The 23,546-nt window shown below is 59.9% G+C and carries 18 protein-coding genes; 14 read left to right on the top strand and 4 right to left on the bottom strand.

What is annotated here, in order from left to right:
• Positions 1-25 precede the first annotated feature (25 nt).
• From B9Q17_RS03195 to B9Q17_RS03180, 4 genes are read left to right on the top strand one after another with little or no spacing between them, the layout of a single operon-like run.
• Positions 26-670 (top strand): MotA/TolQ/ExbB proton channel family protein, encoded by a 645-nt coding sequence (locus tag B9Q17_RS03195; RefSeq protein WP_094624086.1) that lies wholly within the window; start codon positions 26-28, stop codon positions 668-670.
• A gap of 40 nt (positions 671-710) precedes the next feature.
• Positions 711-1,241 (top strand): ExbD/TolR family protein, encoded by a 531-nt coding sequence (locus B9Q17_RS03190; protein WP_094624085.1) that lies wholly within the window; start codon positions 711-713, stop codon positions 1,239-1,241.
• Positions 1,238-1,726: an ExbD/TolR family protein gene (locus tag B9Q17_RS03185; RefSeq protein WP_094624084.1), complete on the top strand. Its 489-nt coding sequence runs from the start codon at positions 1,238-1,240 to the stop codon at positions 1,724-1,726. Before B9Q17_RS03190 ends, B9Q17_RS03185 begins: the two co-directional genes overlap by 4 nt.
• A complete protein-coding gene (locus B9Q17_RS03180) occupies positions 1,719-2,708 on the top strand; it encodes an AgmX/PglI C-terminal domain-containing protein (protein WP_094624083.1) in 990 nt (329 codons plus the stop codon). The genes B9Q17_RS03185 and B9Q17_RS03180 overlap by 8 nt, the downstream gene beginning before the upstream one ends.
• Before the next feature lie 11 nt (positions 2,709-2,719).
• On the opposite strand, the gene B9Q17_RS03175 is transcribed toward B9Q17_RS03180, so the two are convergent.
• Complete coding sequence (locus B9Q17_RS03175; RefSeq protein WP_058340814.1) at positions 2,720-3,205, bottom strand: MaoC/PaaZ C-terminal domain-containing protein; 486 nt, start codon at positions 3,203-3,205, stop codon at positions 2,720-2,722.
• A 165-nt stretch (positions 3,206-3,370) separates the two neighbouring features.
• On the opposite strand from B9Q17_RS03175, the gene B9Q17_RS03170 reads away from it, so the two are divergent.
• The 3 genes from B9Q17_RS03170 (at position 3,371) to B9Q17_RS03160 (ending at position 10,356) form a co-directional block, all read left to right on the top strand.
• Positions 3,371-5,044, top strand: coding sequence for a long-chain fatty acid--CoA ligase (locus B9Q17_RS03170; RefSeq protein ID WP_058340815.1), 1,674 nt, complete (start codon positions 3,371-3,373; stop codon positions 5,042-5,044).
• A gap of 140 nt (positions 5,045-5,184) precedes the next feature.
• Positions 5,185-9,117 carry an ATP-dependent RNA helicase HrpA gene (hrpA, locus tag B9Q17_RS03165; protein WP_094624082.1) on the top strand — a complete coding sequence of 1,311 codons (3,933 nt, stop codon included), beginning with the start codon at positions 5,185-5,187 and terminating at the stop codon, positions 9,115-9,117.
• 117 nt (positions 9,118-9,234) lie between these two features.
• Positions 9,235-10,356, top strand: a complete 1,122-nt coding sequence (locus B9Q17_RS03160; protein ID WP_094624081.1) for a beta-ketoacyl-ACP synthase III — start codon at positions 9,235-9,237, stop codon at positions 10,354-10,356.
• Positions 10,357-10,362: 6 nt separating this feature from the next.
• On the opposite strand, the gene B9Q17_RS03155 is transcribed toward B9Q17_RS03160, so the two are convergent.
• A complete protein-coding gene (locus B9Q17_RS03155) occupies positions 10,363-10,770 on the bottom strand; it encodes an acyl-CoA thioesterase (protein WP_094624080.1) in 408 nt (135 codons plus the stop codon).
• Between the two features lie 90 nt (positions 10,771-10,860).
• On the opposite strand from B9Q17_RS03155, the gene B9Q17_RS03150 reads away from it, so the two are divergent.
• The 5 genes from B9Q17_RS03150 to dinG are packed head-to-tail and all read left to right on the top strand — an operon-like array spanning position 10,861 to position 17,734.
• Complete coding sequence (locus tag B9Q17_RS03150; RefSeq protein WP_094624079.1) at positions 10,861-11,640, top strand: MlaA family lipoprotein; 780 nt, start codon at positions 10,861-10,863, stop codon at positions 11,638-11,640.
• A 23-nt stretch (positions 11,641-11,663) separates the two neighbouring features.
• Positions 11,664-13,148 carry a DUF3336 domain-containing protein gene (locus tag B9Q17_RS03145; protein ID WP_094624078.1) on the top strand — a complete coding sequence of 495 codons (1,485 nt, stop codon included), beginning with the start codon at positions 11,664-11,666 and terminating at the stop codon, positions 13,146-13,148.
• Between the two features lie 6 nt (positions 13,149-13,154).
• Positions 13,155-14,843: an ExeA family protein gene (locus B9Q17_RS03140; RefSeq protein ID WP_094624077.1), complete on the top strand. Its 1,689-nt coding sequence runs from the start codon at positions 13,155-13,157 to the stop codon at positions 14,841-14,843.
• Positions 14,844-14,846: 3 nt separating this feature from the next.
• On the top strand, positions 14,847-15,548 hold the full coding sequence (locus B9Q17_RS03135; protein ID WP_094624076.1) for a general secretion pathway protein GspB: 702 nt from the start codon (positions 14,847-14,849) through the stop codon (positions 15,546-15,548).
• Complete coding sequence (gene dinG, locus B9Q17_RS03130; protein ID WP_094624075.1) at positions 15,548-17,734, top strand: ATP-dependent DNA helicase DinG; 2,187 nt, start codon at positions 15,548-15,550, stop codon at positions 17,732-17,734. Before B9Q17_RS03135 ends, dinG begins: the two co-directional genes overlap by 1 nt.
• Before the next feature lie 236 nt (positions 17,735-17,970).
• Here the strand turns inward: dinG and B9Q17_RS03125 are convergent, their stop codons facing one another.
• Entirely contained in the window at positions 17,971-20,727 is a 2,757-nt protein-coding gene (locus B9Q17_RS03125; RefSeq protein WP_094624074.1) for a winged helix-turn-helix domain-containing protein, read from the bottom strand.
• Positions 20,728-20,941: 214 nt separating this feature from the next.
• Here B9Q17_RS03125 and cysB point away from each other — a divergent pair, with 214 nt between their 5' ends.
• Complete coding sequence (gene cysB, locus B9Q17_RS03120; protein ID WP_022989017.1) at positions 20,942-21,919, top strand: HTH-type transcriptional regulator CysB; 978 nt, start codon at positions 20,942-20,944, stop codon at positions 21,917-21,919.
• A 67-nt stretch (positions 21,920-21,986) separates the two neighbouring features.
• Here the strand turns inward: cysB and B9Q17_RS03115 are convergent, their stop codons facing one another.
• Positions 21,987-22,712, bottom strand: coding sequence for a phosphoadenylyl-sulfate reductase (locus B9Q17_RS03115; protein ID WP_094624073.1), 726 nt, complete (start codon positions 22,710-22,712; stop codon positions 21,987-21,989).
• A 209-nt stretch (positions 22,713-22,921) separates the two neighbouring features.
• Between B9Q17_RS03115 and thrH the strand changes: the two genes are divergently transcribed.
• Entirely contained in the window at positions 22,922-23,536 is a 615-nt protein-coding gene (gene thrH / locus B9Q17_RS03110) for a bifunctional phosphoserine phosphatase/homoserine phosphotransferase ThrH (protein WP_094624072.1), read from the top strand.
• Positions 23,537-23,546 lie beyond the last annotated feature (10 nt).

Here is a 23,546-nt window from a genome sequence, read left to right as displayed (position 1 = left end):
ACAGCAGTAAACGGAGAAACGCACCATGCTCGACACCATCATCCGATTCTTTCAGGAAGGCGGCCCATTCATGTACCCCATCGCGCTGGTTCTGGCGCTTGGCCTGGCCATAACACTGGAACGCTTCATCTACCTGGGAGCGGTGCGGCGCAGAAACCGGCTCGCGTTTGAGCGGGCCATTCTGCCGGCCCTGCAAAAGCGGGATTTCAAGCGGGCCATGAAAGCTGCGTCTACCTCCGACAGCACCATTGCGGCCGTTATGGGGGCCGGGATTTCCCGCCTGCTGTCCAACAGCCGCCGTGAAGACATCGAATACGCCATGGAAGAAGGCTTGATGGAAGTCTTACCTCGCTTGGAAAAGCGTACCCAGTACCTGGCAACCCTGGCCAATGTCGCCACGCTGCTTGGCCTGCTTGGCACCATCATCGGCCTGATCGCTGCCTTTACGGCCGTTGCCGCGGCGGATCCGGCCCAGAAAGCCACTTTGCTGTCGGAAAGTATTTCCGTAGCCATGAACACCACCGCCTTTGGCCTGATCTCTGCCATTCCGCTGCTGCTGTTCCACGCCTTGCTGCAAACCCGCACCAATGAAATTGTCGACAGCTTCGAAATGGCCGGCGTGAAACTGCTGAATATCGTGTCCGACCCGGATGCACCGGTCGCTGCGTGAGCCCGCATCATAAAGCCAGGACAAACAGGAGTATGGCGATATGAGACGTCGACATCGCAGGCTTGAGGCCTCGGCGGACCTGGACATTACCGCGTTTCTGAACCTGATGATCGTCCTGGTTCCGGTATTGCTGCTGGGCATGGTGTTCACCCAGATCCGCATGATCGAGCTCAACTTCCCGGGCATGGAAGCGGGAGAGGCTCCACCGACAGACCAGTTCCGGCTGGTGGTTACCGTGATTCCTGATGGGCTGGAAGTAGCCGACAGCGATCGCGGGCTGATCGAGGTGCTGCCGGCGAAAGAGCAGAATCAGGACTACGAGGGCTTGCGCACGGTGCTGCAGCAGATCAAGTCCCGGGTGCCGGATAAAACCGATGTGATCTTGGAAGTGGGGCCGGAGGTGGATTACCAGACCCTGGTGACCGTCATGGATACGGTGCGTTCCTATTCGGCGGTGGTGGCCGCCAGCGTGGTGGAAGCGGAGCTGTTTCCGGACGTTTCCCTGATGGATGCTGAAGAGGGCCGGACACTGGCCGCACGGGCAGATGCGGCAAATGGGGAGGGCGCATGAAAACCTCCCGCAGAGCAAGGCTGCGCCAGCGTCATTACCGAAGGATGCACCGGGCCGGAGGCCTGAACCTGGTGTCGTTGATGGATATCTTCACCATCCTGGTGTTCTTCCTGATGGTGAATTCCTCTGATGTAAAAGTGATGCAGAACACCGCTGATGTGCCTTTACCGGTTTCCACCTCGGAGAAGGATGCCGTTGAGAACCTGACCATTCAGGTCAGCGGCCAGTCCATTCTGGTGCAGGGCCGGGAAGTCGCCCGGGTGGATACTATTGGTGCCGATGACCTGCACGTGGCCGGCTTGTCGGAAGAGCTGGCCTATCGCCGAAATCGCTGGGCGGAGGTACCGGAACAGGGGCTGGAAGTCACCATTATGGCAGGCCGGGAGACCGACTATCGCCTGTTACGAAAGATCATGAAAACCTGTGTAGACGAGCAGTTCCGCCAGGTGCGGCTGGCCGTGGAAGCGGAGGTTCGCAATGGCTGAGCGTCAGCAGGTCGGAAGCACCCGTTTACCCTGGAGCCGTGACCGGGCAGAAAGCATTCGCTTTGGCGTAATTGTGATCGTTATGCTGGCGGCATTCTTGGTGCCTGCGGTGATCATCCCGGGTCTGACCGTGCCCGAGCCGGAGCGTTCCGAGGCCGAAAAGGTGCCGCCCAGACTGGCCCGGCTGGTCGAAACCCCGGCGCCGGTAGAACCGCCTGAGCCAGTCAAACCGGAACCTGAACCCGAACCCGAACCTGAGCCAGAGCCGGAGCCAGAACCGGTCGCAAACGTCGAAGAAGTGACGCCGCCGGAACCGGCTCCGGAGCCTCAGCCGGAACCTGCGAAACCGGCTGCAACCGTCGCGGATAAGCCTGCCCAGACTACCGAGCAAGCGAGGGAAACCGCCGCACGCTCGGGCCTTTTTGCCATGAAAGACCGGCTGGCCGCCTTAACCCGGGCAGAACAAACGCCGGTACCGGTGGCACGGCAGGCCAATATCACCGGTGATGAATCTGATGTGGCGGAACCCGAGGTGACCCGGGAGCAAGCGTTAGCCGGCAGTGGTGGCGTGCAGGACAGTGACGCGCCAGTCAGGGAGGTAGCGGTTGCCGAACACCAGGTGAGTCAGGTGAAGGCACCGAAAGAAGAGGTGCAGGTGGCCCGGGCGAAACCTGCTGCCAGGCCTTCGGTTGGCCAGCGCGCCATGAGCAATATCCGGCAGGTATTCGATGCCCAGAAGAGTGTGCTGTATTCGCTGTACCAGCGGGAGCTGCGGCAGGATCCGACCCTGGAAGGCAAGGTTACCCTGGAACTGGTTATCGAGCCGGACGGCAGTGTCTCGGCCTGTCAGGTGGTGGGCTCAGAACTTGGTAACCCCGGCCTTGAGCAGCGTATCGCCATGCGGGTGCGGATGTTCAACTTCGGATCGGCGCAGGTGGAAACCCGGAAGGTTCAATTCCCGATTGAATTCCTTCCGGGCTGATCAGCGCCGGTTCAGCCTTCGATGGTAATCTTCGGAAGGCGGGGTTTCTGCAGGGAGATTTTCTCGGTAGGGGCGATCACCTTGGCTTCGCCGCTTACCACTTGCTGGTCGTTCTGGTTGCGCACATCGCAACCGAACACCACCCGGTTCTTCGGTTCCTTGGCCAGCACCGTGAGGGTGACGGTCAGGGTATCGTCCAGCTTCACCGGCCGCTTGAATGCCAGGCTTTGTTCCAGGTAGATCGTGCCCGGGCCCGGCATCACGGTCGCCAGTGCGGCAGAAATCAGCGAGCCACTCCACATGCCATGGGCAATGCGTTCCTTGAACATGGATTCGGCGGCAAATTCCGAGTCCAGGTGCACCGGGTTAACGTCTCCGGACACGGCCGCAAACAGCACCAGTTCGTCTTCGGTCAGGGTCCGGGTGAAGGTGGCAGAATCGCCTTCATTCAGCTCGCTGTAGGTGATATTTTCCAGGGTATCGAGGGTGTCGCTCATCACAGGCTCCGGTGATTGGTGTTTCCAGCAAGGGGAGTGCTTTCGTTGTCCTGAAACCTACCTCATCGTTAACAAAACTGCTATTCTCTCCACCACTTTTTGAGGCTGATACTTTTGTAGGGTTGATTTTTTAATCAATTCGCGCCGTTCAGACAGGAGATGGTGATGGATTTCGAGCAGTTCTATCAAGACAAATACCCCGCCGGCATTCCCCGGGAGGTAGACCTTAAGAAATACAAGAACATGGTGGATGTCTTCGAGCAGGCCGTTAAGAAATACGGTGACCGCCCGGCATTCTCCGCAGTCGGCGCCACGCTGACCTACAAGGATCTTGATACCCAGAGCCGCAACTTTGCTGCGTGGCTTCAGAACAAAACCGACCTGAAACCCGGCGACCGCATCGCGGTACAGATGCCCAACGTTTCCCAGTACCCGGTTGTGGTTTTCGGTGCCATGCGTGCGGGCATGATCGTGGTGAACACCAACCCGCTGTATACCACTCGTGAAATGGAGCACCAGTTCAACGACTCCGGCGCCAAGGCCCTGGTGGTACTGGCCAACATGGCCGAGAACGCGGAGAAGGTGCTGCCTCATACCGGTATCGAGCATGTCATCATTACCGAAGTGGCCGACATGCATTCACCGCTCAAGCGCACCCTGATGAACGCTGCGGTTAAGTACCTGAAGAAAATGGTACCGCCGTTCAACATCCCCGGTGCCCACAAGCTGCCAGCCGTACTCAGCGCCGGTGCTCGCGAGAAGTTCACCCCGGTCGACATCAAGCTGGATGACCTGGCTGCACTGCAGTATACCGGCGGTACAACCGGCGTAGCCAAGGGTGCCATGCTGACCCACGCCAACCTGGTGGCTAACCTGACCCAGGTTCGCCCGATGCTGGAAGACCAGATTGAAGAAGGCAAGGAAGTGGTGATCGCACCGCTGCCCCTGTACCACATTTATTCCTTCACCCTGAACTGCGGCATCATGATGGAAGCCGGTGCCCACAACATCCTGATCCCGAACCCCCGTGATATCCCAGGCTTTGTGAAGGAGCTTCAGAAGCAGAAGTTCTCTGCCTTTATCGGCCTGAACACCCTGTTTGTCGCCCTGTGCAACAACGAAGAATTCCAGGACCTGGACTTCTCCGGCCTGAAGCTGACCGCCTCCGGTGGTATGGCCCTGACCAGCGACACGGCCAAGATGTGGGAGCGGGTGACCGGTTGTGAAATCAGCGAAGGTTACGGCATGACCGAAACCTCCCCGGTGGTTACCTTCAACCCCCGCAGCGCCATCCAGATTGGCACCATCGGCCTGCCGATTCCGTCTACCGTGATCAAGACCATTGATGACGACGGCAATGAAACCCCGGTTGGCGAACCTGGTGAGCTGTGCGTGAAAGGCCCGCAGGTAATGCGTGGTTACTGGCAGCGCCCGGACGACACCCAGAAGTCCTTCACTGAAGACGGTTACCTGAAAACCGGCGACATCGCGCTGATCCAGGAAGACGGCTACATCCGTATCGTCGACCGTAAAAAAGACATGATTATCGTGTCTGGCTTCAACGTGTTCCCGAACGAAATCGAAGACGTGGTAACCAGCCATCCGAAAGTGGTGGAGTGTGCTGCGGTTGGTATCCCGGATGCCAAGAGCGGCGAAGCCGTGAAGGTTTACGTGGTGCCCACCAAGGAAGGCGTTACCGCCAACGAGATCAAGGAATTCTGCCGCGAGCGCCTGACCGCGTACAAGGTGCCCAAGCACTTTGAATTCCGCGACGAACTGCCCAAGAGTAACGTGGGCAAGATCCTGCGCCGCGAACTGCGGGATGAAGCCAACGCCTGATTCCTGGTGTTGCCTGCTCTCCCGGGAGAGCCCAGAGACCCTGCTTCGGCGGGGTCTTTGTGTTTCTGCTGGGGCGATTTCCCGTTAGACTGTGGCGCCTGAACAGATCCAGCCCCCAGCAAGAGCCCGTAAACCGAGCAATGACAGAACCGACCCGTAGTAACGCACCCGATACCATCACTGCTGACCCGCAAGCAGCTGTGAAGGCCTTTATGAGCCAGCTGGACGCCTGTAACCAGCAGGAGGCGGCGCGCATTATTCGTCAGGTCAGCCGGAGCAAGGGCAAGCCCGGGCAGAAGGATCTGGAGAAAATGGCACGCTGGCTGGATCAGGGGCTGGACAAGGTGCGGAAGCGACAAGCCCTGCACAAGCCAGCCAGTTTTCCGGACAGCCTGCCGGTCAGTGCCCGGGTAGAGGACATCAGCCGGGCCATCGAGCAAAACCAGGTGGTCATCATCGCCGGCGAAACCGGCTCCGGTAAAACCACCCAGATTCCGAAAATCTGCCTGAACCTGGGCCGGGGCATCCGCGGGCTGGTGGGCCATACCCAGCCCCGGCGGATTGCCGCACGCAGTGTGTCGGCCCGGATTGCGGAGGAGCTGGGCGAGCAGGTCGGGCAGCAGGTGGGTTACCAGGTGCGTTTCACCGATAACACCTCCGAGTCGTCCCGGATCAAGGTGATGACAGACGGTATCCTGCTGGCAGAAATCCAGCACGACCGCTTTCTCGACAAGTACGACACCCTGATTATCGATGAAGCCCACGAGCGCAGCCTGAATATCGACTTCCTGCTGGGCTACCTGCGCCAGTTGCTGCCCAAGCGTCCGGACCTGAAAATCATCATCACCTCCGCCACCATTGAGGTAGAGCGCTTCAGCGAGTTCTTTGACAAGGCTCCGGTGATTGAAGTCAGCGGCCGTACCTATCCGGTGGATGTTCGCTACCGCCCGCTGGCGGGCGATGAAGACGACCGGGATCAGGGCTGGACCGATGGGGTGCTCTCGGCCCTCGAAGAAATCGAACAGCACGAGCGCACGGAAAAACAGCCTCCGGGGGATGTGCTGGTGTTCCTGCCCGGCGAGCGGGAAATCCGGGCCCTGAGCAAGGTGCTGCGCCATGCCGAGCTGCGGCACACCGAAGTGCTGCCGCTGTATTCCCGGCTCAGTAACCAGGAACAGAACCGCGTTTTCCAGGCCCACAAGGGCCGGCGCATTGTGCTCTCTACCAACGTGGCGGAAACCTCCCTGACGGTGCCTGGCATCCGCTATGTGATCGACACCGGCGTTGCCCGCATCAGCCGTTACAGCGTGCGTTCAAAGATCCAGCGCCTGCCCATCGAACCCATCTCCCAGGCCAGTGCCAACCAGCGGGCAGGGCGCTGCGGCCGGGTGGCACCGGGTATCTGTTTTCGCCTGTACGATGAAACCGATTTTCTGAATCGCCCGGAGTTCACCGATCCGGAGATTCTGCGTACCAACCTGGCGTCCGTTATTCTGCAGATGGCCACCTCCGGGCTGGGCGAGATTCGCCATTTCCCGTTTCTGGAAGCACCCGATCGCCGGCAGGTGAACGATGGCTACAAACTGCTGGAAGAGCTGAGCGCGGTTGACGACAAGCGCCGTGTTACCAAACTCGGCCGTACCATGGCGCGCCTGCCGCTGGACCCGCGCCTGGCCCGGATGCTGGTCACCGCGGCAGACCACGGCAGCCTGGCCGAAGTGCTGATTGTGATTGCCGGCCTCAGCATCCAGGACCCGAGGGAGCGACCCCAGGACAAGCAACAGGCGGCAGACCAGGCCCACGCTCCGTTCAACGACAAAGAATCCGACTTTGCCACCTTGCTGAATATCTGGAACTGGTTCGAGGAACAGCGCCAGGAATTGTCCCAGAACCAGCTCAAAAAGCTGTGCCAGAAGACCTTCCTGAGCTGGATGCGCATGCGGGAGTGGCGCGATATCCATCGCCAGCTGACCCTGATTTGCCGCGAGCAAAAGCTCAGCATGAACCGGGACCCCGCCAACTACGACCGGATCCACAAGGCTATCCTGGCCGGGTTGCTGGGCCAGATTGCAGTGAAAGTCGAAAAGCGTGAATACCTGGCCACCCGTAACCGCAAGGTGATGATCTTCCCCGGTTCGAAAGTGGCCAAGTCCGGCCCCAAGTGGATCGTGGCGGCAGAAATTGTCGAAACCAGCAAGGTGTTCGCCCGCATGGTGGCGGGCATACAGCCGGAGTGGGTAGAACCGCTGGCTGGTCATATTGTGAAGCACCACTATTTCGAGCCCCACTGGGAACAGAAGCGAGCCCAGGTCATGGGGTATGAAAAGGTCACCCTCTACGGCCTGGATGTGGTGCCCAAGCGCCGTATACCCTACGCCAAGGTCGACCCGGAAGAGTGCCGTAACCTGTTTATCCGCCGGGCGCTGGTGGAGGGCGATTATCAGTCCAAAGCCCCCTTCATTGCCCGCAACCGGGAAATGCTCGACACCGTCGAGAACCTGGAAAAGAAAACCCGCCGCCGGGACCTGCTGGTAGACGACGAAGTGCTGGTGGCCTTCTACGACGAGCGCCTGCCCGCGGAAATCGTCAGTGGCCGGCATTTTGAAAGCTGGTGGAAAGGCCTGTCGGCAGAAGAACTGAAAAAGCTGGAACTGACCGAAGCCGATGTGCTGCAACGCCCGCTGGACCAGGGCGCGGCGGAGCAGTATCCCGACTACCTGGAGTGGGAAGGGGTGAAATACCCCCTGAGCTATGAATTCGAACCCACCAGCGAGCGTGACGGGGTGACCCTGAAAGTGCCCCTGATGGCCCTGAAGCAGATTCCTTCCCGCCGGCTGGAGTGGCTGGTGCCAGGGCTTTTGCGAGAGAAATGCATCGCACTGGTTAAAGGCTTGCCCAAATCCCTGCGCCGGAACTTTGTGCCGGTGCCTGATTTTGTCGATGCCGCGCTCGCCAACATGCAGCCGGGTAACGAGCCGCTGGCCCTGAAGCTGGGCGAGCAGCTGCGCCGGATGACCGGTGTGCAGATTGACCCCCAGGCCTGGCCGGAAGACGAATTACCCAGACACCTGCGGATGAACCTTCGGGTAACCGGCAACAAGGATAAAACCATTGCCGAAAGCCGGGACACCGACGAGCTGCAGGCGAAGCTGGAGGGCAGGGCAACCAAAGCGCTGGCGTCGGCTACCAGCGAAAGCACTGGCGAACATAAGGTAAAGGAATACCCGGACTGGCAGTTTGGTAGCCTGCCGGAGCAGGTCCACACCGAAAAGGGCGGCATGCAGGTAACCGTGTACCCGGCCCTGGAAGACCTGGGCAAACAGGTTCGGGAAATCCGCTGCCTGGACCGGCTGACCGCCGGTGACACTACCCGCCGTGGTATCGCCCGCCTGATCATCAATCGTTTCGGAAACACCCTGTTAGACCTGGAGCGCAAGCTGCCCCGGTTCAAGCAGTCGGCACTGATGTTTGCCCCGGTCGGGCAGGCGAAGGCACTGCTGGATGACCTGCTGTTGTCTGCGGTGATGCAGCACTTTCTGGCCGGCGACCTGCCCAGGGATGAAGACGCCTTTAACCGGGTTTACGAGCAGCACCGGGGCGATTTCATTCCAGCCCTGGAAGCGGCTGATGAGCGACTGTTCCAGGCCATGAGCGGCTACCAGAAGGTGGCAAAGCAACTCAAAGGCAAGATTAACCTGGCCCTCGCCAACAGCATGGCAGACCTGAAATTCCAGTTGCAGCACCTGGTGTATCCCGGTTTCCTGGTGGCTACGCCGGCAACGTGGCTGGATCGGTTCGGGGTGTATTTCGAGGCGGCTTTGATACGGCTGGAGAAAATGCCCCGGGAAATGGGTCGGGAGCGGGAGTTTCTGCACACCATCGAGCCGCTCTGGGCCCGTTATGCCACCAGGCAGGAACAGCAGAAACGCCAGGGCGTTCGTGACCCGGAACTGGAATTGTACCGGTGGATGCTCGAAGAGTACCGGGTCTCCTTCTTCGCCCAGCAACTGGGCACCGCCATGACGGTGTCGGTCAAGCGGCTGGATAAGCAGTGGGAAAACACCCGGATATAAATTGCACCAGCCTGGCGCCCGTGGATGAGAGTCCAGCGGGCAAATCCGGCGGACTGTGTTAGTATTTCTGACAGTTAATTGTCCAAAACTGTTTTATAACCATGACGTGGGGTTATTGTGATTAAAGCCGTCATCAGCGGAACCGGCCTGTTTACGCCGCCCGCCATCATCGAGAACGACGAACTGGTCGAAGCCTTCAACCAGTATGTAGAGCTGTACAACAACGAACACGCGGAAGAGATAGCCCGCGGCGAGCTGACAGCCCTGCAACCCTCGTCATCTGCTTTTATCGAAAAGGCGTCTGGCATCAAGCGCCGGCACGTGATCGACCGGGAAGGAATCCTGGACCCGAAGCGGATGAAACCGTACATTCCCGAGCGCAGCAACGACGAACCATCGGTGCAGTGCGACATGGCAGTTGCAGCCTGTAAAGAAGCCCTTGAGCAGGCAGGTAAAACCGCCGCCGATGTAGACGCGGTGATTGTGGCATGCTCCAACATGCAGCGCGCCTATCCCGCCGTGGCTATTGAGGTGCAGGAAGCCCTGGGTATTAACGGCTTCGCCTACGACATGAACGTGGCCTGCAGTTCTGCCACCTTCGGCTTGCAGGCAGCGGTGAACTCGGTGGAAAACGGCGCTGCCCGCGCCGTGCTGGTGGTCAGCCCGGAAATCTGCTCCGGCCACCTGAACTTCCGTGATCGCGACAGTCACTTTATCTTTGGTGACGCCTGCACCGCCATTCTGGTGGAGCGTGAAGAGAACACCCAGCCGGGGCAGGGCTTCGAGATTCTGGGCACCAAGCTCAAGACCCAGTTTTCCAACAACATCCGTAACAACTTCGGTTTCCTGAACCGGGCGGATGACAGTGGCGTGGGCAAAGCGGACAAGCTGTTTATCCAGCAGGGCCGGAAAGTATTCAAGGAAGTGTCACCGCTGGTGGCTTCCACTATCCAGGATCATCTGGCTTCCCTGAATCTGGAACCGGACAACCTGGATCGCATGTGGCTGCACCAGGCCAACCTGAACATGAACCAGCTGATTGCCCGCAAGGTTCTTGGCCGGGATGCCACCGAGCAGGAAGCACCGGTGATTCTGGACGAATACGCCAACACCAGTTCAGCCGGCTCCATCATTGCCTTCCACAAGCACAAGGATGACCTGAAAGCCGGCGACCTGGGAGTGATCTGCTCCTTCGGTGCCGGCTATTCCATCGGCAGCGTGGTGGTTCGCCACCGCTAATCCGGTTTACCTCGCTGCCAGGGCCTTCAGGGTGTCTGGCAGCGGGGTGGATTTGCGGGTTGTCCGGTCTACCCACACGATCTTTGCATAGCCTTCCGCGTAAACATCGCCGGTGTCGGCATCTTTCAGCAGATGGTAGGTGTCGAGGCTGGTCGTTCCCGCTTTGTCTGCATAAGTTTCAACAACCACACTGGCAGGGTGCGTCAGTTCCTTCAGAAAGGTGGCGCTGGTCTTTATAATAACCGGTCCGGTCGGGTCTTCTGCTTTACCCAGACCCAGTTCCGCCAGCCAGACAATGCGGGCTTCCTCGTAAAAACGGAAGTAAACTGTATTATTGGCGTGGCCGTATGCATCCATATCGCCCCAGCGCAGGGCCATGGACAGGGAACTGACGGGATTACCCGGTACAGACATCTGAGTTTCCTCCGGAACAGTGACACAAGAATAATAAAGCGCCGGTATTGTCGACGAACTGAAACAGGTTAAACAACCCGAGAGTGCAAAATGAGAGAGTTTGATATCCGGCGTTGGGCGCCCGGCATGCTGTTGTTTATGGCACTGGCCCTTGGTGCAACAGCCGTGCAGGCCCAGAATCTGCAAGAGCCGCCCATGGAAGGCGAGGCGATGCCTGCCAATACCGACGACCCCTACGAGAACTGGAACCGCAAGGTATACGCCTTCAACGATGCCATCGACCGCTGGTTCCTGCGCCCGGTAGCCAGTGGTTACCGGACCGTGACCCCGGACATCGTAGACCGCGGGGTAACCAATTTCTTCAACAACCTCACCGAAATCCGCAACTTCACCAACAGCCTGTTTCAGCTGAAAGGGGAATCGGCAGTGGTGGCATTTGGCCGTTTTACCTTCAATACCGTGTTCGGCCTGGGCGGTATCTTTGATGTAGCCACGGCGTGGGATCTGCCCGAGCGGCCGGAAGATTTCGGCCAGACCCTCGGCCACTGGGGGGTAGGTTCCGGCCCTTACCTGATGCTTCCGCTGCTGGGCCCGTCCACGCCACGGCATTTTAGCGGCCTGGCCTCGGACAGTTTTATGCTGCCGTCAGCCTGGGATGCGGTCGACAGCCCGGAATGGTATTACCTGCGCACCCTGCAGATTGTTGATAAGCGGGCAGACCTGATTCCAGCAGAAAGCTTTATTTCCGGGGACCAGTACACGTTTGTGCGCAATGCCTTCCTGCAGCGTCGTGAATTCCTGATTAACGATGGTAAGATCACGGAAGATCCCTTCGCGGACGACGACGATTTCATGCTCGAGGATTTCTGAGCAGTAAAGCCGGGAGGCAACAGGTGATCAAGGACCCCAGAATTTCCCGTTTTCGTAAAGCCCTGGCCGGCGCCACGACCTATGAGCAGTGGATGGAAGCCGGGCTCGAGCTGGATTTTCTGGAAGGTAATGCCGAGTGGAAGGAAGAGTTCGTTTCTGACCTTTACCACTACGAGCTGATCTACGATCGCCTGAGCAACCTCAAACAGTATCGCCAGCAGAACGACTTCGAGCGCCTCAAGCGGGCGTTGCGTGAAGGCCTGCACCACGATCTGGGTAATATGGGGAACCCGGCCCTTTACACCCGCTCCCGGGTGGGCACCAAGCACCTGATCGAAGAATACATCAGCCAGGTGTGTGAAGCCCTGGATTACCTGTGCGATCACCCGGTGCCGGGCTTTCCGGTTTACGACAAGCTGCAGTTCTTCCGCGATACCCTGACCAGCTTTGGCCGGCCCACGCTGTTGCTCAGTGGTGGCGCATCGCTGGGCATGTTCCATTTCGGAGTCATCAAGGCACTGTGGGAAAAGGGGCTGCTGCCCCAGGTGATCGCCGGCTCCAGTATCGGCGCCATTATCGCGGGTATTCTCGGGGTGCACACCGATGCCGAGATACCGGAAATGCTGGTGCCGGAGAACCACAACCTCAAGGCCTGGAAATGGCGCGGGCTGATCAGCGCCATGCGCGGCGAAGGCCTGATGGACCAGCAAACCCTGCAGCAATGCCTGCGCGCGAATATCGGCGAATACACCTTCGAAGAAGCCTATCAGCGCACTGGCCGCAGCATTAACATCAGCGTGTCGCCGGTGCAGTCCAATCAGAAAGCCCGGTTGTTGTGCGGTTACACCTCGCCGTACCTGATGGTGTGGAGTGCCGCCCTGGCCAGTGCTGCGGTGCCCGGGGTGTTCCCGCCGGTCACCCTGATGAAGAAAGACCTTTACGGCAATGCGCTGCCGTATATGCCCAGAATCCAGTTTGTGGACGGTTCCGTGGTCAGTGACCTGCCCATCGAGCGCCTGATGCATTTGTACGATGCCAATTTCAGCATCGTCAGCCAGACCAACCCCCATGTGGTGCCGTTCCTGGCGGAACAGACAGACGAAAAGCTCTCGCTGCCGCGCCTGCCGATGCATTTTCTGAAGTCGGAAGTGCAGTTCCATGGCCGTGGCGTGTTCGACTACCTGCGCAAGCGGGTGCGCCCTGAACAGCTCAGGCAGGCCTCCGGACAGCTGTATACCATCATGGCCCAGCGTTACTCCGGCGACGTAACCATTGCCCCGGAGTATTCCTTGCGGCACTATCGCGGCATGTTGTCGAACCCGAGCCCGGAGTATGTTCGCGAGATGATCCTGGCTGGTGAACGGGCCACCTGGCCGAAGATTTCGATGATCCGGACCCATGCCCGGATTTCCAAGACCCTCGAACGTTGTGTGCGCCGCCTTAAGCAGCAGAACCGGCGGGCGGTAGAATTGAAACTGGTCAGCGGTACTGCGCCGGCCAGGTCCTGAGGAAACATGTACTACGATTTTTTTGGCTTTCGGGAACCGCCTTTCTCCATAGCGCCGGACCCCCGCTACCTGTACCTGAGTGACCGCCACAAGGAAGCCCTGGCGCACCTGATGTATGGCGTTCAGGGGCAGGGCGGTTTTATCGTGATTACCGGTGAGGTAGGAACCGGTAAAACCACGGTCTGCCGCTGTTTTATCGAGAACGCACCGGAACACGTCGACATTGCGCTGATTCTCAACCCCCGGCTCTCGGCCCGGGAGCTGCTGTCGGCTATCTGCGACGAGCTGGGCATTGCCCACGCCGCCAACGCGACCATCAAGATCCTGGTGGATGCCATCAACCAGGACCTGCTCAAGGCCCACGCCGCCGGCCGGCACAAGGTTCTGATTATCGATGAGGCCCAGAACCTCTCCGCAGAAGTGCTGGAGCAGCTGCGCCTGCTGACCAACCTGGAAACTGCCGAGAAAAAGCTGTTGCAGATAGTGCTGCTGGGCCAGCCGGAACTGCAGGACATCCTGGCCCTGCCGGAACTGCGCCAGCTGAACCAGAGGGTAACCGCCCGTTACCACCTGGATGCCATTGACCAGGCGGAACTGCCGGCCTACCTGCAATACCGGCTGAGCGTGGCAGGCCTGCGCGGTGACCTCTTTTCCGCCGGTGCGGTCAAAAACCTGTATCGCGCCAGCGAGGGTGTGCCCCGGTTGATCAACCTTATCAGCGACCGTGCACTGCTGGGCGCCTACGCCGAGGGCGAACACCAGATAACCCGCGCCCATATCAAGCGGGCCGCGAAAGAAGTGACCGGTGGTATCCGTAATCGCAGCCTGCGGACCGGCTCCGGCGGGCCGGCAAAAAGCCAGCTGGCCCTGGTGGCGGCGAGTATTCTGCTGGCCATTATTGCCACCCTGTGGCTGCTGGACAGCCCGGATTCGGTGAACACGGCCCTGGCCGATAGCAACCCGGAAGTTCAGGCCGGAGGCACCATCGAGCGGGACGAGACTACAGATCCCGTTCCTGCCGAACAAAGCCCCGAGCCGGCAGAACCCGCTGCCAGCCAGCCGGCTTCGTTTGTTCTCGACAGCCACGCCATGCCCCGCGCCCAGGCCTTTGTGGAACTGTTTGATATCTGGGGCAAGGACTACAACCCTACCGCTTTCCCCAACGCCTGTGACCACGCCCGGAATTCAGGCTTGCGTTGCCTGGAGCGCCAGGGCAGCCGCCGCAGCCTGGAGTTTATTGATCGCCCGGCCCTGTTAGTGCTCAAGCCGGAAAATGGCGAGGCCCGCTATGCGGTACTGCGTTCACTGGATGGCGAAACAGCCACACTGGCCGTTCCGGGGGGCACCGAAACGGTTCCGTTCCGGGAACTGGAGCGCTATTGGTTTGGTGATTTCCAGGTACTCTGGCGGGTGCCGGAATTCATGACCGGTGACGGCTTCTACGGCGATGAATCCGGCCAGGAGCTTTGGATTGGTGCCCGCATGATGGAAATCGCAGACCGGTTGGCCGGTTCCGGGCCTGAAAGTACCCGGGTCAAACGCCTGGCCATGGAGCAGCAGGTGCGCTGGTACCAGGAGCAGAAAGGTTTGACGGTAGACGGTATTCCCGGCGCCATGACCATCATTCAGATGAACAACGACCTTAAAGTGCGGGTGCCGCGCCTGGTAACAGCCCCGGCGGGAGGCACCCGGTAGGTTATGTCGTACATTCTTGATGCCCTCAGAAAGTCCGAAGCAGAGCGCCGGCAAGGCAAGGCTCCGGATCTCGGCCACCAGGTACAGATGGTGTACCGGCCGAAGAAAAAGCGGATACCCGCGGTGGTGTGGATTGTGGTGCTGGCCTTGCTGGTAAATGCCGGGGTGATGGCCTATGTGTTCTGGCCGGACACCGGCCCGGTTGCCACCGTCATTCAGTCCGAACCAGCCCCGGCACAACCGGTACCCACCGAACAGCCTGTTGCAGACGCCCCGAAAGCGAAGCCCGAACCGGAGCCGGTTGCAACTGTACAACTGGAGCCAGAGCCGGCGGCACAGATTCCGGATGTACCGGAAGCCCATTCCGGCACCGAAGAGCTCTGGGCAGAACCGGTGGTGATCGTGCCCAGCCAGTCAAAATCCAATCCGGGCTTGACCCAGCCCCAGCCAGAGGGCAGGGTGCCGCATCTGGTAGAATTGCCCCTGTCCTTTCAGAAGAGCGTGCCCGACTTGACCTTCAACAGCCATATCTATTCCTCGGACCCGTCCGCCAGCCGCGTGATGATCAATAATCGTTACCTGCGCACCGGCGACCGGTTCGAGCAGCTCACCATTGAGCGCATTACCGAAGACGGCGTAGTGCTCAGCAAGAACGGCCAGTACTTCCGTGTTGGTACCGTGAGGGACTGGGTGAGTCCGAGATAATGGCCCTGACAGAAGACGTAAAGCAGCAAATCCAGCAGGCCTACCGTGACTTGCTGGCCGGCAAGGACATCCGTGCCCGTTATGGTCAGCGCCTGATGATTGCCGAGATCGCCCGCTATATGGGCGATATCACCGACAACGATGGCCAGCGCACCTCGCCGCCGGCCACCTGCGTGGTGGAGGCCGGTACCGGTACCGGTAAAACCCTGGCGTACCTGATTGCGGCCATCCCTGTGGCCAAGGCGCTGGGCAAAACCCTGGTGATTTCCACCGCCACCGTTGCCCTGCAGGACCAGATCGTCCTGAAAGACCTGCCGGACCTGCGCAAGCACAGCAAGCTGGATTTCAGCTGGACCCTGGCCAAGGGCCGTGGCCGTTACCTGTGTATGTCCCGCCTGGAATCCCGGCTGCACGACGAAGGCCATGGCGACAGCGACACCATGCCGCTGTTCCTGCTGGACCAGCCGGCCGACGATGAAGCGGCCAGCCGGATTACCTTTGAAAAAATGCTGGCCAGCTACGGCTCCCGGGAATGGGACGGCGACCGGGACCATTGGCCGGAACAGATCCCCGATGAAATCTGGCGCCAGGTGACGACCGACCACCGCCAGTGCACCAATCGCCACTGCGCCTATTTCGACAGCTGCGCCTTTTTCGATGCCCGCAAAGACCTGGACGATGCCGATGTGGTGGTGGCCAACCATGACCTCGTATTGGCAGACCTGGCCCTGGGCGGCGGTGCGATCCTGCCGGAGCCCGAAAATGCCCTGTTTATCTTCGACGAAGCCCACCACCTGCCAGACAAGGCCCTGAACCACTTTGCTGCCTCGGTTCCCCTGAACTCCACCCGCCAGTGGCTGAAGCAGCTTTCCCAGGCCCTGGTGAAAATGCAGCCCTGGTTGCCCGGTGGTTCGCAGGCAGCCAAGGCCGTGGACAAGATCAGCCTGTCTGGTCGGGATCTCGACCTCGCCCTTGCCAAGGTGTACGACGAGGTGGAGCTTAATACCGCCTGGGAATTCAACGACGAGCGCCGCAGCGCCCAGTGGCGCTATCCGGATGGCGAGCTGCCGGATACCCTGGCGGAACTGGCGGCCGAAACGCGCATTGTGACCGCTGGCCTGTGCCGGCAGTTGGGCACCCTGGTTGAAGAACTGCAGAATGCCTTCGACGAACGCAAAGATCCGGAACTGGACCGGGACACCGCCGATTCCTGGTATCCGATGATCGGTGCCTTCCACAGCCGGGCAGAAGAGCAGTTGCGCCTGTGGGCGGCCTGGTGTGAAGGGGCGACCGGTTCCGATGCCACCACTCAAACTGAAAGTACAGACGCGGCCCCGGTTATCCGCAAAGGCCCGCCCGCGGCCCGGTGGGCGGTGCGCCAGCGCTGGGACCACGCTGAAGACATTACCCTGTACAGCTCGCCGGTGCTGGCCGACAACCTGTTGTATTCACGGCTTTGGTCCCGGGCTTATGGCGCGGTGCTGACGAGTGCCACCCTGACGGCGCTGGGCAAGTTCGATCGCCTGCGGTCCCGGGCCGGCCTGCCGGAAGCCAGCCGTTATCTGGTGGTGCCCAGCTCGTTCCGTTATGGCGAAATGGCCACGGTCGAAGTTCCGGCCATGAATGCCATGCCCACCGATGACGGTTTTGGCGATGCCCTGATCAAGCGCCTGCCGGAACTCTGGGCCGGCGAAAAGGCCACACTGGTGTTGTTCACCTCCCGCCGACAGATGCAGCAGGTGAGGGATGCCCTGGCTCCGGAATACCCGGAACTGATCCGTACCCAGGACGACATGGCCAAGAATGAGGTGCTCAAGCAGCATTGCGCCCGCATTGATGAAGGTAAGCCCAGCGTGCTGTTCGGCGTTGCCAGCTTTGCCGAAGGTATCGATTTGCCGGGCAAGTACCTGCACCACGTAGTGATTACGCGCCTGCCGTTCTCCGTGCCGGATGATCCCATCGACGCCAGCCTGGCTGAGTGGGTTACCCAGCGTGGGGGTAACCCGTTTATGGAAATTACCGTGCCGGATGCCTCGGTGAAGCTGGTTCAGGCCGTGGGCCGTTTGTTGCGTACCGAACAGGATACCGGCCGGGTGACCATCCTGGACCGGCGCATTGTCGCCCGCCGCTATGGCCAGCTGCTGCTGGATGCCCTGCCGCCGTTCCGGCGCGTAATCGAATACTGAACCTTTCCCTTTGCCCATAAAAAAAGAGCCATCCCAATCGGGTGGCTCTTATCAAGGGGTTCTGACGAACCCGGGCGTCGAAATAACGCGGAACAAGAAATCTGAAGGCCTGAATTTCAGAATTCGCGGTAAGGCGCTAACCTCACCATGGTTAAATGATAGGGCGTAAGGGGGCGTAAACGGATCGTCCAAAGGGCGTAGTGAGGGGGCTTAATTCGGGCAAAGTGTGAACTGCGTCACGTTTTGGTCGTGTCCCCCAACAGCCCAAGCTCCCGGGCCCGGGCCAGAGCCTCGGTGCGCCGGCCCACGCCCAGCTTGCCGTAGAGGTTACGGATGTGGGCTTTCACCGTCGCCGGTGCCACCGACATCTTGCCGGCGATGTCCTTGTTGGCCAGGCCCTGGTTGATCAGCTCCAGCACTTCCTGTTCCCGTTGGCTTAAAGGTTCGGCCAGTTCGCTGGCTGCTGGCCGCGGTGTTGGCGTAACCGGAGCGGTTTCCGGCGCTGCCGGCTCTGAACCGGCAGATACTACCGGTTCGGTCAGTTGGTCCTTCAGCATGGTCAGCAATTCCCGGTTCCATCGCCCCGGTGTTCTCAGTCGCGGCAGCTCCAGCATCTTCTCTCGCAGTGCCGGGCTTTCTTCAGCAAACAGGCGCAGGAAGCCGGCATGTTCAGCCCTGTCCATGGCCCTTTCCAGCATCCGGTTGGCTTCTTCCTCGTGGCCCTGTTGGAACAATGCCTGTGCGTACACCAGCAGAATCTCTACCAGGTGACGGGTATGGGCGTTGCGCTCGGCAGCGGGAATCAGCGCAGACAGTATCTCCTGCGCTTTCTGGCTGTCACTTCGGGCAATCAATACCCGGGCCAGGGCGATCTGGTTCTGCTCCCGGTTCAGGGGGTTGGTGGCTGGTTCTTCAAGGGCCGGCTGCAGGCAGTCCATGGCCTTGTCAGCCTGGCCTGTGGCCAGGTAACAGCGCGCCAGCAGGGCAGCAGCAGCAGGCGGATCAAACAGGATGTGATCTCGGCGTTTTCGGCCAACGGCAACGGCATCTTTCAGGGCATCGATGGCGGCATCCAGCTTGCCTTCACTGAACGCAAGGTGGCCCCGAACAAACTGGATGACCACATGCTGGCCGGGCTCGGTGCCTTTTTCGACGTGTTCGAGCAATGGCGACAGGTAGCCGGCTGCGGTCTGGGGTTGGTTCTGTTCCCGGTAGATCTCAATCAGGGCGCTGTTCTGCCAACAGGAGATCAGCCGCGGCTGGCTGGGGTCGGCGTAGTGTTCGTCTACCCATTGCCGTACCCGGCTGGTGGTTTCCAGGGCAAGGTCGGTGTCGCCCCGGTTGTACTGGATCCACGCCAGCAACCCGCCGGAAGACAGCACGGTACTGGGTTTTCGCTCCACCTGGCCGTAGTACACGGCGCTTTCCAGGGCTTCTTCGGCCTCGTTCAGCTCGCCCTTGCCGAAATAATCCATACCCAGGCCGTAGTAGGTGACGGATTTCAGGGGAATGCTGATTTTGTCGATGTCCTTGAGCACCTGCCGGGTCAGGTCCGAGGCGTTTTTCTCGTCATTACGGCTGCGGGCCAGGTACGAGCGTACCAGCGATACTTCGCTGTGAATGGCCAGGGCGCCTTCGGCATCCGGGTGCGAGTCTGCCACCCGGCGGTCCAGCAGGTCTTCCACCCGGGTCAGCAAGGGCTCCAACCCTTCTACCCGGTTGGCGAAGAACAGGCCCCAGACCTTGAGCATCTGCAGCTGCGGGCTGTCGTTGATGACATCCGCAGGGATTTTCTCCAGCCATTCCAGTACCGGCAAATGGAAACCGCCGTGGATCAGGTTGTTGCCGTGCTCCGAGAGCACCCGCGCCAGCCGCTCGGTGTCTTTGCGCCGGACAATCTGGCCGATGGCTTCCTGCACCTGGCCATGGCTGAGCAGCCAGTCGATGGTGCGGGATTGCATCAGCTCTGCCCGGGCGGGGTCTTTGCTTTGAATGCGTTGCAACAGGGCTTCCCGGAACAGGTCATGGTAGCGGAACCACTCGTTACGGGTGTCCAGCGGAATCAGGAACAGGTTCTGGGCCAGTAGCCGGGTCAACGCATCCTGGCTGTCGCTGCGTTCCCGGATGGCGTCGCACAGGGCGCCGGACAGGCGAGGGCAGCAGGCGGTATCCAGCAGGAAGTCCATCAGTTCCCGGGGCAACTGGCGCAGCACCTCGGTGAGCACGTAATCGCTGATCAGCCGGCCGTCCGGGTTCAGGCTTGGGGGTGCGGAAGTCTGGTCGAGGTTGAGCTGGCCGGACTTGGCCGACAGCGCCGACAATTGCATGGCGGCCACCCAGCCTTCGGTACGCTGGCACACCGAGCGGATTTCCTGCTCCGATAACTCCATGGCCATGGTGTCCCGGAAGAATGCCCGGCATTCGTCTTCAGAGAACGCCAGCAACCCCGGATGAATATCCTGCACCTGCCGCCGTACCCGCCAGCGGGCAAGGGGTAAGGGTGGTTCGGTGCGTGAAGCAAGGGTCACCAGCATGCCCGGGGGCAGGTAGTCGATAAACCAGCCCAGCTGGCGGTGAATGGTGTCGCTGGTGATCTCGTGGTAGTCGTCCAGCACCAGGAACCAGGCCGTGTCGTCCTGGCTCAGGGTGTTGATCAAACCGGTGATGGCGGCGGTCTGGTCCTCGCCGTCACTGCGGGCGAGCTGTTTGCGGATGTCTTCCAGCCCCATCAGACCTGCGTGTTCAAAGGCACCCACCACGTACTGCCAGAACTGGCGTGGCTGGTTGTCGTGTTCGTCCAGCGACAACCAGGCGGTGCGGTGGCTGTTCAGGGCACACCACTGGCTTACCAGGGTGGTTTTACCGAAGCCTGCCGGCGCAACCACCATATTAAGCCGCTTGCCGGTTTCCGGCTCCAGCAGCGAATCGAGCCGTTGCCGGCGCACGGCTCGCGGGTCTGGTGTTGGCCTCAGAAACTTGGTGTTCAGCAGCATGGTTGTCCGGTTAACCGAAATGTAGGTAATGGATTGTGTGCTTTGCTGCCGGCAAGTCAAGGGCTGCGGTGACGCAAGGCTTTGGCGGGGCTGCGAAAGCACGGAATTGGTCTACACTGAATACAGTTACCTTTTGTATATCAAAAAAGAATGAAAATAACCGTTCTTATGCGTATTATCGGGCGGTAGACTCATCCAGGGAGCGACAGATTCAATGAAATTACAACAACTGCGGTATATCTGGGAAGTTGCGCACCACGATTTGAATGTGTCCGCCACCGCCCAGAGCCTGTTTACCTCACAGCCGGGGATTTCCAAGCAGATCCGCTTGCTGGAAGACGAGCTGGGGCTGGAAGTATTTGCCCGCAGCGGCAAGCACCTGACCCGCATCACTCCGGGCGGCGAGATTATCATCCGCGAGGCCGGAGAAATCCTGCGCCGGGTAGAAGGCATCAAGAAAATTGCCCAGGAGTTCAGCAACCAGCGCAAGGGCGACCTCAGTATTGCCACCACCCACACCCAGGCACGCTATGCCTTGCCGCCGGTGATCAGCGGGTTTATTGAAGAGTATCCGGATGTGTCGCTGCATATGCATCAGGGTACGCCCATGCAGATCTCCGAGATGGCGGCCAACGGTGCCGTGGACTTTGCCATCGCCACCGAGGGCATGGACCTGTTCAACGACCTGCTGATGATGCCGTGCTATCGCTGGAACCGCTGTGTGGTGGTGCCGAAAGACCATCCGCTGGCCAGGGGGCAGGAGCTGACACTGGAAGAGCTGGCGGAATACCAGCTGGTGACCTACGTATTCGGCTTTACCGGCCGCTCCAAGCTGGATGAAGCCTTCCAGTCCAAGGGTCTGACCCCGAAAGTGGTGTTCACGGCGGCGGATGCCGACGTTATCAAAACCTATGTGCGCCTGGGTCTGGGGGTGGGCATTATCGCCAGCATGGCGTTCGACCCGAAAACCGACAGCGACCTGGTGGCACTGGATGCCAGCAAGTTGTTCCGCCCGTCGGTTACCCGGATCGGCTTCCGCAAGGGTACGTTCCTGCGGGGCTATATGTACGACTTCATGCAACGCTTTGCACCGCACCTGACCAAGGAAATGGTGGATCGCGTGGTGGCCCATCAGGGCAGCCGTACCGAGATCCAGGAACTGTTCAAGGACGTCGAACTGCCGGTTTACTGAGTGCCCTGAACCTAAAAAGCCCGCCGTCAGCGATGACAGGCGGGCTTTTCTTGATTCTGGAGGGAGGTTAGCCGGATTTGCCAATCAGGTTGCCGGCATGCAAGCCGCATTCCTTGTGGGTGGCTTCTTCCCACCACCAGCGGCCTTCGCGCTCGTGCTGGCCTGGCAGTACCGGGCGGGTGCAGGGCTGGCAGCCGATGCTGACAAAACCCTTTTCGTGCAGGCTGTTGTAGGGGGCTTCTGCCATGCGGATGTAGTCCCAGACTTCTTTAGAGGTCCAGTTCGCCAGCGGGTTGAACTTCACCAGCGGTTTGTCTTCGGTGGAGAAGGCGCTGTCTATCTGCACGACTGGAACATCGTTCCGAGTGCCCGGGCTCTGGTCCCGACGCTGGCCGGTAATCCAGGCATCCACCGTGGCCAGTTTCTTGCGCAGCGGGTTCACCTTGCGGATGCCGCAGCATTCCGAATGGCCGTCTTCATAGAAACTGAACAAGCCCTTCTTGCCCACCAGGGCCTGAACTTCCCCGGAGTCCGGAAACAGGACTTCGATCTCGATGCCGTAATGCTGGCGCACTTTCTCGATAAACTCGTAGGTTTCCGGGTGCAGCCGGCCGGTGTCCAGGGTGAACACCTGCAGGTTGTCCGTCAGCTTGTGGGCCATTTCGATCAGCACCACATCTTCCGCACCACTGAAGGAAATGGCGATGTTGTCGTAGCGGGCGATGGCGGCTTTCAGGATGGCCCGTGGGCTCTGGCCGTCCAGTTCGGTGCGCAGAGAATCGATGTCAGTCATGTTGTTCCAGCAATCGTTATCGTGTTGCCGCAAGGCTATCATCAAACCGCTCATAACCTGAAGGAATGACAAACTATATATTTATAGCTCGCCGGCAGGTTAAAGGCCGGGATTCCCGATGCATTCCCGCCTCGTTTTTCATATCATACGCGGCAGCAAGTCGGGCGCCTGTTGTGCCTGCCACCTTATCATTTATTCAGGAGACCGTTGTGGAACTCGCATGTCTTGACCTTGAGGGCGTACTGATCCCGGAAATCTGGATCGCCTTTGCAGAAAAAACCGGTATTGAAGAACTCAAGGCAACCACCCGGGATATTCCTGACTACGACGTACTGATGAAACAGCGCCTGCGCATTCTGGACGAGCACGGCTACGGCCTGCCGGAAATCCAGGAAGTGATCGGCACCCTGGACCCGCTGCCCGGCGCCCGGGAGTTTCTGGACTGGTTGCGCGAGCGTTTCCAGGTGGTGATCCTGTCGGACACCTTCTACGAATTCGCCATGCCGCTGATGAAGAAACTGGGCTACCCGGCGCTGTTGTGCCACAAGCTGGAAGTGGCTGACAACGGCCAGATCACCAACTACCTGCTGCGCCAGCGCGACCCCAAGCGCCAGTCTGTGCGGGCTTTCCAGTTGCTGAACTACCGGGTGATTGCCGCCGGTGATTCCTACAACGACACCACCATGCTGGGCCAGGCCGAAGCCGGTATTCTGTTCCACGCGCCTCAGAATGTGATCGACGAATTCCCGCAGTTCCCGGCGGTACACAATTTTGACGACCTGAGGCAGGAATTCCTGAAAGCCAGCGCCATTCACAGCGCCTGATTTTCCGGTA

The organism is Marinobacter vinifirmus, from assembly GCF_002258215.1.
In the GTDB taxonomy this organism is placed as follows: Bacteria; Pseudomonadota; Gammaproteobacteria; order Pseudomonadales; family Oleiphilaceae; genus Marinobacter; species Marinobacter vinifirmus.
The sequence above is the reverse complement of the archived record's forward strand: the minus strand, read 5'-3'. Positions and strand labels throughout refer to the sequence as shown.